12 protein-coding genes are annotated in these 11,748 nt (G+C 41.9%); all 12 read right to left on the bottom strand.

Annotated features, from left to right (window positions below; genetic code table 11):
• Positions 1–406: 406 nt before the first annotated feature.
• The gene (lysS, locus tag ACFX4H_RS25540) at positions 407–1,906 is read right to left on the bottom strand and encodes a lysine--tRNA ligase (protein ID WP_377436471.1); all 1,500 of its coding nucleotides are present in this window, start codon (positions 1,904–1,906) and stop codon (positions 407–409) included.
• A gap of 188 nt (positions 1,907–2,094) precedes the next feature.
• Positions 2,095–3,093, bottom strand: a complete 999-nt coding sequence (gene dusB, locus ACFX4H_RS25545) for a tRNA dihydrouridine synthase DusB (protein WP_034316281.1) — start codon at positions 3,091–3,093, stop codon at positions 2,095–2,097.
• Positions 3,094–3,117: 24 nt separating this feature from the next.
• Complete coding sequence (locus ACFX4H_RS25550) at positions 3,118–3,330, bottom strand: helix-turn-helix domain-containing protein (protein ID WP_034316283.1); 213 nt, start codon at positions 3,328–3,330, stop codon at positions 3,118–3,120.
• Positions 3,282–3,809 carry a 2-amino-4-hydroxy-6-hydroxymethyldihydropteridine diphosphokinase gene (gene folK / locus ACFX4H_RS25555; protein WP_034316285.1) on the bottom strand — a complete coding sequence of 176 codons (528 nt, stop codon included), beginning with the start codon at positions 3,807–3,809 and terminating at the stop codon, positions 3,282–3,284. Before folK ends, ACFX4H_RS25550 begins: the two co-directional genes overlap by 49 nt.
• A 2-nt stretch (positions 3,810–3,811) precedes the next feature.
• Entirely contained in the window at positions 3,812–4,171 is a 360-nt protein-coding gene (gene folB / locus ACFX4H_RS25560; RefSeq protein ID WP_034316287.1) for a dihydroneopterin aldolase, read from the bottom strand.
• Between the two features lies 1 nt (position 4,172).
• Positions 4,173–5,009: a dihydropteroate synthase gene (gene folP, locus ACFX4H_RS25565; RefSeq protein ID WP_034316288.1), complete on the bottom strand. Its 837-nt coding sequence runs from the start codon at positions 5,007–5,009 to the stop codon at positions 4,173–4,175.
• A gap of 163 nt (positions 5,010–5,172) precedes the next feature.
• Positions 5,173–6,099 carry a cysteine synthase A gene (gene cysK, locus ACFX4H_RS25570; RefSeq protein ID WP_034316291.1) on the bottom strand — a complete coding sequence of 309 codons (927 nt, stop codon included), beginning with the start codon at positions 6,097–6,099 and terminating at the stop codon, positions 5,173–5,175.
• 130 nt (positions 6,100–6,229) lie between these two features.
• Positions 6,230–7,126 carry a peptidyl-prolyl cis-trans isomerase gene (locus ACFX4H_RS25575; protein ID WP_377436473.1) on the bottom strand — a complete coding sequence of 299 codons (897 nt, stop codon included), beginning with the start codon at positions 7,124–7,126 and terminating at the stop codon, positions 6,230–6,232.
• Positions 7,127–7,144: 18 nt separating this feature from the next.
• The gene (gene hslO, locus ACFX4H_RS25580; protein ID WP_377436474.1) at positions 7,145–8,026 is read right to left on the bottom strand and encodes an Hsp33 family molecular chaperone HslO; all 882 of its coding nucleotides are present in this window, start codon (positions 8,024–8,026) and stop codon (positions 7,145–7,147) included.
• 26 nt (positions 8,027–8,052) lie between these two features.
• Positions 8,053–8,832, bottom strand: a complete 780-nt coding sequence (locus ACFX4H_RS25585) for a type III pantothenate kinase (protein WP_034316297.1) — start codon at positions 8,830–8,832, stop codon at positions 8,053–8,055.
• 166 nt (positions 8,833–8,998) lie between these two features.
• Positions 8,999–11,059, bottom strand: a complete 2,061-nt coding sequence (ftsH, locus tag ACFX4H_RS25590; protein ID WP_081088801.1) for an ATP-dependent zinc metalloprotease FtsH — start codon at positions 11,057–11,059, stop codon at positions 8,999–9,001.
• A gap of 117 nt (positions 11,060–11,176) precedes the next feature.
• Positions 11,177–11,716, bottom strand: a complete 540-nt coding sequence (gene hpt / locus ACFX4H_RS25595) for a hypoxanthine phosphoribosyltransferase (RefSeq protein WP_034316382.1) — start codon at positions 11,714–11,716, stop codon at positions 11,177–11,179.
• Between the last annotated feature and the right edge of the window lie 32 nt (positions 11,717–11,748).

Genomic DNA, 11,748 nt, shown 5'->3' on the forward strand with positions numbered 1-11,748 from the left:
TTGCTTTTTTGATAGTGTGTGCTCACTTAAAATTTAACGTTGGCGCTTTGTTTTGTTCAGTTTTCAAAGAGCAATATCTTTCGGAACAGCTTATTTATAATAACATTTTCATTACTTCAAGTCAACAACTTTTTTAAAAACTTTTTAAAGTTTGTAATCTGTTTGCAACTCGTTCGTAACGACAGATATAAATATAACACCATTACGTTAACTGTGCAATACCTTTTATAAAGTTTTTTTGAGATAATGTTGTTTTTCTTTTAAACCCTAGAATCCACTCTATTGAAAGGCATGAAATTATAATTAAAAAACAAAAACCGAATTGGACTTACCAGGATCAGGAGCTACGCCCATGATCCCAGCCATCCGAATTCGGCCCTGCAATCAAAACTCATTTTGCTTATATTTAGCGATGTCTCATTAAAGGGAATAACAGGACGTCACGTATGGAAGGAGAATTGGTCAATAGCATAACCAAACGGTCAACACCAATTCCCAGTCCGCCAGTCGGCGGCATTCCGTATTCTAACGCCTCCAAGAAATCTTCATCCATTTCATGAGCTTCATCATTACCTTGCTCTCGTTCTTTCAATTGAGCTTCAAAGCGTTGACGTTGATCAATAGGATCATTAAGTTCAGTGAAGGCATTTGCGTGCTCCCTACCTACTATGAATAACTCAAAACGATCTGTGAAACGGGAATCTTCCGGATTTTTCTTTGCTAAAGGAGAGATTTCCACTGGATGCCCATAGATGAATGTAGGTTGAATTAACTTATCTTCGACCTTTTGTTCAAAGAGTTCATTTACGATATGGCCGAACTCCATGGATTCCTTAACTTCAATCCCATTTTCTTTAGCAAGCTGCTGGGCTTCTTCTTTACTCATTTCAGTCCAGAAGTCCACACCGGTATATTCTTTTACAGCGTCAACCATGTGAAGTCGTTTCCATTCCGGTTTTAACTCTATCTCATACTCCCCATACTGGATGGTAGTCGTCCCAAGAACTTCTTGAGCTATATGGGCAATCAAGTTTTCCGTTAAGCTCATGATATCTTGGTAATCCGCATAAGCTTCGTACAATTCGATCAATGTGAATTCAGGATTGTGCCTTGTGGACACCCCTTCATTTCTGAAAACCCGGCCAATTTCATAAACTTTCTCCAATCCGCCAACGATCAAGCGTTTTAGATGAAGTTCAATGGCAATCCTTAAATTCAAAGGCATATCCAAAGCATTATGGTGAGTAAGGAAAGGTCGCGCAGCTGCTCCACCAGCAACAGAGTGCAATAGCGGCGTCTCCACTTCAAGGTATCCATGATCATCCAAATACCTTCTCATGGCTTGTACAATGCGACTGCGCATGATCAACGTATTTTTGCTTTCTTCATTTGTAATTAAATCGACATAGCGTTTCCTGTAACGCTCTTCAACATCCTTCAAGCCATGAAATTTATCAGGCAACGGGCGAAGTGCTTTAGCAAGGAACACATATTCTTTAGCTTTTATGGAAAGTTCCCCGACTTTCGTTTTGAAGATAACGCCAGTTACCCCTACAAGATCACCAAGATCCGTTTGGTTGAAAATTTGGTAAGAATCTTCCCCTATGTTATCCAAACGGACGTAGATTTGGATTTGGCCGCTAATATCCTGGATATGGGCAAATCCCGCTTTTCCTTTTCCGCGCTTCGTCATGACACGGCCAGCGATCGTAACTTCAATTTCTTTTTCTTCAAGATCTTCCTTTTCTAATTCACCATAAGCACTGATTAACTCTTGAGTGTTATGTGTGCGCTCGAATCTGCTCCCGAAAGGGTCTAGTCCATTATCCATCATCGCTTGCATTTTATCGCGTCTTACCTGCAGTTGGTCATTCAATTCTTCATGACTCACGAAAATCATCTCCATCTTTATTAATAAATGCCTTATATAATTAATCAGAAATTCTTTTGCATACATATTTATTCTTACATAAAGTAAAGGAATTCAACAGCTTTTTATCATAAAACATTGTTTATGTACATATAAAAACTGCCAGGATTACTGGCAGTTTAAGATAAGCGTATTATAGGAAAATAGGAAGGTAATGTCAAACATCAGACCATTTGGATATTTTGTTGCTTCGCTTCAATATCATCAACAAGTCCATAGAGAAGCTTCACAACATCTTCCCTTGTTTCACAATCATTAATTCCTTTGCGTGCCGTTGCATTCCCTTTAACACCCTTTAAATACCAAGAAGCATGCTTACGCATTTCACGAACGGCGACATTTTCATTTTTCAACGCAATCAGACGATCCATATGAAGCACGCAAACATCCATCTTTTCACGAACTGAAGGCTCATCCATCAGTTGACCGGTTTCAAGATATTTTACAGTCCGGTAAATCATCCACGGGTTACCTAGAGCTGCACGGCCGATCATGACTCCATCAACACCCGTTTCCTTCAGCATTCTTTCCGCATCCTGTGGAGTTTCCACATCACCGTTACCGATAAGGGGAATATTAATTGATTTCTTCACTTCACGGATGATGTCCCAGTTAGCTTTTCCTTCATACATTTGAACACGTGTTCTGCCATGCATGGAAACAGCTTTACCACCTGCGCGTTCAACAGCCTGGGCATTTTGAATCGCAAAAACGTGTTCATCATCCCAGCCTATGCGCATTTTTACCGTTACCGGCTTTTCAACAGCATCAACCACCGCTGAAACCATCTCATAAATTTTGTTTGGATCGAGAAGCCACTTCGCACCCGCATCACATTTAGTGATTTTAGGGACAGGGCAGCCCATGTTGATATCAATGATGTCAGCAGTTGTATTTTTATCTACAAATTGCGCAGCTTCGACCAAAGATTTCTTTTCACCGCCAAAGATTTGCAAACTTAACGGCTTTTCTCTTTCATCTATATAAAGCATATTCATCGTTCTAGCATTTTTAAGAACGATTCCTTTGTCACTGACCATCTCCGCACAAACAAGACCAGCTCCAAATTCCTTGACAGTCAAGCGGAATGCCGAGTTACAGACTCCCGCCATCGGGGCCAGCACTACCTGGTTCTTCATTTCTATATCGCCTATTCTTAACACGTTGTGACCCCCTATAACATTCTTTCATTTATCCTCAGGTGGCTGAAGCTCCTCAATGGAAATATGAAGAATTTCCGCCACTTCCAGTAAAAATGCTTCTGAAGGGTTACGGTTCCCTCGTTCAACTTCTCCCAGCAAGGAAACGGAAACACCTATCTCCCTCGCAAACCCTTCCTGGGTATAACCCTTTAACTTTCGAAAAGCGCGAATACGCCTTCCCCATTTTTCACCTTCCATAATCGAACTCCTTCTTTATCCGAAATCTGTTCAAGCAGGTCGCTCAAAGGTGCACGCATTTGCGGAAGTGATATATCTGGGTCCACTTCCATTAAAGGCACGATAACAAAAGCCCTCTCGCGCATACGAGGGTGCGGGACTGAAAGAATCTCTGTCTCAATATTTTCATGATTATATAACAAAATGTCAAGGTCTAAAGTACGAGGACCCCACCTGATTTCCCTTTTTCTCCCTAAATCCTGTTCAATTTTCATACAAGCGTGAAGTAATTGTTCGGGTTCTAAATCGGTTTTCACTTTAAGGACAGCATTTAAAAAACAGTCCTGGTCTTCATATCCTATCGGGTCCGTTTCATATAAAGAGGAGCATGACACCAATTTGATATGCGGGCTTTCAGACAATAATTGGAAAGCCTTTCGGAATGTTTCAAGGCGATCACCTAAATTCGACCCTATAGAAAGGTAAGCAATATTTCTCACAATCAGCGTCCCCTTACAATCTCTATAGCAACCGAATCATAGTGACCTGCTATTGGAGGATCTGGTTTATAAACCTTGACGGTGCATGTCTCGATGGAAGAATATTTATTAAGCAGTTCAGAGGCTATTTTTTCAGCGACAGCTTCCACTAACTTAAAAGGTTCCCCCTCAACAACATTTTTACACACTTCATATAACTCGCCATAGTTGATTGAGTCTTCAAGGTTGTCACTCTTTCCTGCCTTGGCTAAATCAGTCTGGACGATTAAATCCACTTTAAATCGCTGACCAAGCTTCGTTTCTTCCGGAAAAACTCCATGATAACCGTAAAACTCCATTTTATTCACATATATCTTATCCATATCATTCACCTTTTCCTAATAGAGCATCCATCATCTTTGCAGTCCGTGCCATTTCCTTCACATCATGTACGCGAACCATTTGACAGCCTTGTTGAATGCCATGACAGATTGTGGCGGCCGTTCCTTCCATTCGCTCACTAGGCGGCAGGTCCAGAACATGGCCAATCATGGACTTTCTTGATGTGGCTAACAGAACTGGATAACCTAACGATACCAGCTTATCAAGATTCCTCATCATTTCTAAATTTAACTTTAAATCTTTCGCAAAGCCAATTCCTGGATCGAGTATGATGTTTTCATCCTTGACACCTGCATCCTTCACCAACATGATGCTTTCGAATAAATCTTGAAGTACATCCCGAACAAAATGTCCATATTCCATATTACCCCTGTTATGCATCAAGATGATCGGCACCTTATATTCTGCAGCAACCTTCGACATTAAGGAATCGGCTTTACCTCCCCAAATGTCATTTAATATATGGGCTCCCGCTTTTACCGCCGCTTCCGCCACTCTTGATTTATACGTATCGACCGATATTGGAACCTCAATATTACGGGATATGGCCTCTATAATCGGGGCGACTCTCTCTATTTCCTCTTCCTCCGATATCCTCTCATAATTAGGTCGGGTGGACTCTCCGCCCACATCCAATATATCCGCTCCATCGTTGACCATCCGTTCGGCATGCTTCAAAGCAGCATCTATCCGATTATATTTCCCGCCATCCGAAAAGGAGTCCGGCGTAACATTCAAAATCCCCATAATTAAGGTTTTATTGCTGTAATCCAAATCAAATGAACCGCATTTTATTTTTGACGCTCCAGCTAATGACATCCAACGTTCTCCTTCACTTAAAGAAATCTATATATACGAGTTTACCCATTTACACAGGCATAGTGCAAGCTCCATGAAGATTCGGAACACTTCTGCCAACATTACTGCAAAAAGAAAAGCAAAGCCCCTAAGGAACTTCGCTTCTCATTTTTAGCGTCTTGTCTTACTCAAAGTTATATAATGGCGTACTTAAGTAGCGTTCACCATTACTTGGTATGATGGCAAGTACCTTTTTGCCTTTTCCAAGTTTGTCAGCCACTTTAATGGCAGCTGCGATTGCACCTCCAGAAGAAATTCCGCCAAGGATTCCTTCTTCTTTTGCTGCGCGGCGTGCATAATCAAAGGATTCCTCTGTATTGACTTGAATGATTTCGTCATAGAGATCTGTATTCAATATAGTTGGAATGAAGCCTGCCCCGATTCCTTGGATTTTATGAGGTCCTGGAGTCCCTCCCGATAATACTGGGGAATCCGCAGGTTCAACAGCGTAAATTTTAATGTCAGGGAATTTCTCACGCAGGACTTCACCGGCACCTGTAATGGTTCCGCCAGTACCGATTCCGGCAACGAATGCATCCAGGCCTTCATCTCCAAAGGCTTCAACGATTTCAGGGCCTGTAGTGTTCCGATGTACTTCAGGGTTGGCTTCGTTTTCGAATTGCTGTGGAATGAAGTAACCTTTTTCTTTGGAAAGCTCAGTCGCCTTTGCGATTGCACCCTTCATTCCTTCAGGCCCAGGAGTAAGAACTAATTCTGCTCCATAAGCGCGAAGCAAGTTACGGCGTTCCAAGCTCATCGTCTCCGGCATAACCAGAATTGATTTATATCCCTTTGCCGCAGCTACCATCGCCAGACCTATTCCAGTATTTCCGCTTGTAGGTTCAATGATCGTATCACCTGGTTTAAGGGTACCATTTTTTTCTGCCGCTTCGATCATCGCAAGGGCGATACGGTCTTTTACACTGCTGCCTGGGTTAAAATACTCAAGTTTCAAATAAATATCTGCACTGTTTTCATTTTGAAGCTTGTTTAACTTAACAATAGGTGTTTGTCCAATTAAATCGATTACAGAATTAGCTATACGTGCCATTTTCTCCACTCCCTTATCATTTCAATACCGAGTATGTTTATTGGTTTTATAATTTTAAAGTTACCAGTTTTAATAGTTCATTGTCAATGATTATATACTATATTCTAAATTTTCTCACACAACCATTGACCTACTTTTCTTCCTTCAATCCATAAAACCATTCTACATCAAATTCGTCCCAGAAAATTTTCCCTGAGACCGGTGCCTGAATCTGTTCAAGAGCTATTTGGCGGTGAATCTTGTCTTTAACTTCTTCATATTCATATTGCTTGCCCTCTATTCTTTCATGCAGGTAGAGAACGGCCCAGCCATCCTCCGTTTGGATTGCATCACTCCACTTTTTAACCTTCAATTTCTCGGCAGCGGTAATGTATACCTTGGATACTTGCTCGTTATCCTGTGATATATAACCCATGTCGCCCCCTTGATTGGCAGTAAATTCATCAAGGGACTTTTCCATCGCCAAGACTTCAAAGGAGACACCTTTCATCAGTTCACGTATGACTTGGTCTGCCTGCTTTTTTGTAGACGTGGTAATATGGGAAATATGGAAAGCAGTAGGGATTCTATAGATATCCTTATTATTATCATAATAATTCCGCATTGCCGTTTTGGAAACCGAAACGTCCTTGGTGAGGAGCTTCTCGAGGAGGAGACTCGACTGAATTTCCTGCCTCAATTGATCGTTACTTTTATTAAGGTTCTGACCGGCAGTCCCATACATCGTTTTCATCATTTTAAGTTCACGATCAAGCTCTTCATCCGATATTTTCACTTTGTATTTTTCAGCTGCCTGTTTCACTACCTCTTTATCGACCATTTCCTCAAGTACATCTTCCCCATATCTTTTTTCGAGCTCATTCATCCATGCGTCCCGGGAAATATCCTCCGACCCGACCTTCGCGGCCGTTTCTTCCCCAATGACGGTTTTTGAAATGATTAGTGGTTTTATGACAAAGATAATGATAGTCAATAGGTTCAACAAGGCAAGGCCAGCAATAATCGCCCGAAGCTTGTGTTTTGGCAAACCCTTATCCCCCGTACATTATTTTTTGGTTTCCGCTTCCAGTTCCTCAAGTTGTTCCTTAGAGAATTGGTAGGTCTGATTACAAAAATGACAATGCGCCTCCGCTTGTCCGTCTGTCTCTATAATATCCCGAATCTCAGCCTGCCCCAGGCTGATCAATGCATTCGCAATTCTTTCCCTTGAACATTGACAGGAGAACTGGACATTCACTTTTTCTAATATATTCACATTGCCCTCACCTAAAATTTCGGTTAGGATTTCTTCAGGAGTCATGCCGTTTTGAATCATCTTGGAAACTGGAGTAATCGTGCTTAGTCTTTTTTCGATTTTGGAAATCGTATCATCGGATGTACCCGGCATCAACTGAATGATAAATCCGCCCGCTGCAAGAATTGAATTATCCGGATTCACCAGGACCCCAACCCCCACTGATGAAGGCACCTGTTCGGAAGTAACAAAGTAATAAGTGAAATCTTCACCCAGTTCTCCCGATACAAGCGGTACTTGCCCTGAAAAGTAATCACGAAGACCAATATCTTTCACAACAGTCAACAATCCATCGGTACCCACTGCTTTCCTGACATCCAGCTTACCTTGCTCATTCAAATCAAAATGGGTTTGCGGATGAGTGACATATCCGCGGACTTCCCCCTTTGCATTGCTGTCGACCAGGATGGATCCAATCGGACCACCGCCCTCGATTTTAATCGTCAGCTTTTCTTCACCTTTTAACATTCCACCCATCATAACGCCTGCCGTCATAGCCCGTCCAAGGGCAGCCGAAGCAGTAGGCCATGTATAATGGCGTCGCTGAGCTTCTCCTACGGTGTCTGTTGTTGAAACAGCATATGCACGAACCTGTCCTTCATAACCTAACGCCTTTATTAGATAATCCTTCATTTATATTGCTCCTTTCATGCTTTGTGTTACTTCTTCACTTGCTCACGATTACGTTTATAAATCAGCTGCAAACCCTTCAAGGTCAAAAATGGCTCCACAACGTCAATAACAGTAGACTCGTTAGCAATTAAGGTAGCCAGTCCGCCTGTCGCTATTACCGTTGGTTCTAGATTACTTTGCGCTTTAATTCGATTAACGATTCCTTCTACCTGCCCAACATACCCATACAAAATGCCAGCCTGCATGGCGGACACCGTATTTTTCCCAATAATCCCTTCCGGACGGCTGATTTCTATTCTCGGAAGTTTGGCTGCCTTTGAATAAAGTGCCTCAGTAGAAATATTTATACCCGGGGCAATGGCTCCTCCCATGTATTGTTTATCCTCATTTATGTAGCAATATGTAGTTGCCGTACCAAAATCCACGATAATGAGAGGGCTTCCATATTCCTGAATGCCAGCAACAGCATTAACGATTCGGTCCGCTCCCACCTCACGGGGATTTTCGTATTTAATATTCAATCCAGTTTTTATTCCAGGTCCAACTATAAGCGGTTTAATTCCAAAGTATTTTTTGCACATGCGTTCAAGCGCAAACATAATTGGCGGAACTACCGAAGAAATAATGATTCCATCAAATTGATCAAACGCAAGACTTTCATGCTGCAGCAAAGACTTTATGATCATTCCATACTCATCTTCTGTCTTGTGACGGTTAGTCTCAATTCGCCAATGATATTTTAAAATATCTTCATCGTATACGCCTAATACGGTATTCGTATTCCCAACATCCAATACAAAAATCATCGTTTCATCACTCCGGTAAATTATTCTCCAACATCATACCACACTGTTATTTCCCACGCTATTAGTCGCACTTTTCGGAAGGTATCCCAGGAACTTTATCATAATTAATTTAAAAGTTAAGAAAAGGGTATTTCCGAGGCGGAAATACCCTTTTGAATTTAGTCGATTAAGACTTTTTATTGTCGTCTTCGTTCGGGAAGGAAAGCGGCTGATCTTGAGGTGCACCTTCTTTGATTGGAGGAGTATTCAATCCTTCCTCCGTTATTTCAAGGTCCTCAGGTCCTCTTTTATCCAATGGATCTAATAGGGCCTCTTTTTCTTCCTTCTTCTTATTGATGTTCACCTTTACATTCTCATCAGTGGTTAAATTCCCATTCAGGGCCGTATAATCCCGATCTGGCAATTTACCATTATGGAATAAACCTTTGATTTGTTCCGCATCAAGTGTTTCCACTTCAAGCAGGGTTTTTGCAACCAAATCAAGTTTTTCACGATTTTCAGTAAGGATCTTCTTACATCTTTCGTAAGCTTCCTTGATGATACGTTGAATTTCAAGATCGATTTCATATGCTATTGCATCTGAATAGTTTTGATCATTGTTGAAATCGCGGCCTAGGAAGACCTGACCTTGAGAATTACCGAATTGAAGCGGTCCGAGCTTACTCATTCCATATTCCATAACCATGCTACGAGCTATGCCCGTTGCACGCTGGAAGTCGTTATGCGCACCGGTACTCACTTCTCCGAATGTAACTTCTTCGGCTACACGGCCACCCAATAGTCCTACGATTTTATCTTTTAGCTCAGGTTCCGTCATGAAGAAACGATCTTCTTTAGGCAGCATGACTGCATAACCGCCGGCTTGACCACGAGGGACAATCGTAACTTTATGAACGACTTCGGCATCATCCAGAACCAGCCCAATAATGGTATGGCCTGCTTCATGCCACGCTACGATATTTCTTTCCTTTTTGGAAATGACACGGTTTTTCTTGGCAGGTCCGGCGATAACGCGATCCGAAGCTTCATCCAAATCGGACATGTCGATCTTCTTCTTATCTTGACGGGCAGCAACAAGCGCCGCTTCATTCAGTAAGTTTTCAAGATCTGCACCAGAAAATCCTGGAGTACGCTGAGCGATCGCTTTCAAATCGACTGTTTCCGCTAATGGTTTATTGCGTGCATGCACTTTCAGCACTTCTTCACGGCCCTTAACATCAGGGCGGCCTACCGTTATTTGACGGTCAAAACGTCCCGGACGCAATAATGCCGGATCCAATACATCAGCACGGTTAGTCGCAGCGATGATGATGATTCCTTCATTACCACCGAAACCATCCATTTCCACCAGTAATTGGTTCAATGTCTGTTCACGTTCATCGTGACCGCCACCAAGACCTGCGCCACGTTGACGACCGACTGCATCAATTTCATCGATGAAGATGATACATGGTGCATTCTTCTTAGCATTTTCAAACAAATCACGAACACGGGATGCACCGACACCAACAAACATTTCAACAAAATCAGAACCACTGATTGAGAAGAAAGGAGTTCCGGCTTCACCAGCTACTGCTCGTGCAAGTAAAGTTTTACCTGTACCAGGAGGCCCAACTAAAAGTACCCCTTTAGGAATACGGGCTCCAAGCTCGGCATATTTGCGAGGATCTTTCAAGAATTCAACGACCTCGACAAGTTCCTGCTTTTCTTCGTCCGCCCCGGCAACATCATTGAAGCGAACTTTTTTCTTATCATCATTATACAATTTCGCCTTACTTTTCCCGAAGTTCATGACGCGGCCACCACCGCCGCCCTGAGCTTGGTTAAGTAAAAAGAAGAAGAGGATAAAAATGATTACAAATGGAATGATGGAAGTGAAAAATGTCACCCAGCCACTTGTTTTTTCTGGAGGTTCCACAGTGATGATGTCCTTATCCAACTTGGTTACGGCATCATTTATCCGACTTTGCGAATATTCACTGAAAGGCACGTACGTCACAAAGAATTTGTTTTCCTCATAACCTTTGAGCTTTCCTGTGATTTCAAATACACTGCTTTCGGGCTGCATCGTCAGTGCAGTAACGTCCCCATTCTCCAAATGCTTATAGAATTCATCTTGGGTCATTTTCTCCGTTGGTTCATTGTTATTATTAAAAATGCTTACAATCCCAATGATGACCAAAAAGATCAGTAAATAAAATATGGTATTACGGAAGATCCGATTCATCCCTTACCTCCTCCCACGGGTAAACAAACTATAGTAAATACTATCATATAAAATTAATGAATTACAATAATTTAACACCGCTGTTTTTATCTGGTCTTCCCTTTCAAACAGGTACGATTAATTCGAGTAAATTTCAGGCTTCAATATGCCAATATACGGGAGATTACGATACTTTTCCGCAAAATCAAGACCATATCCGACAACAAATGCATCCGGAACGATGAACCCGGCATAGTCCGGAGTGATATCCACTTTCCTGCCTGTTGGTTTATCCAATAAGGTAACGATTTTAATTGATTTTGCTTTTCGATAACGGAAAAGTTCCGCAAGGTAGCTAAGAGTCAAACCGCTGTCGATAATATCTTCGATGATTAAAATATCCCGGCCTTCAACCGATGTATCAAGGTCCTTGATGATTTTCACTTCACCGGACGATACAGTGGAGTTACCATAGCTCGAAACATCCATAAAGTCCATTTCAAGATGTGTATCCACACGTTTCAGTAAATCTGACATAAATGGCATGGCGCCTTTCAGCACTCCGATGGCCAACGGGAACTTACCTTGGTAATCAGCTTCTAGCTGCGCACCCAATTCCCTTATTTTCAATTGAAGTTCTTCCTCTGATATTAAAACTTTTTCAATGTCGTTTTGCATGGTCATTGTAATTAATTGCCCCCCATGAAGAA

The organism is Peribacillus sp. YIM B13477, from assembly GCF_042787955.1.
Lineage (GTDB): Bacteria > Bacillota > Bacilli > Bacillales > DSM-1321 > Peribacillus > Peribacillus frigoritolerans.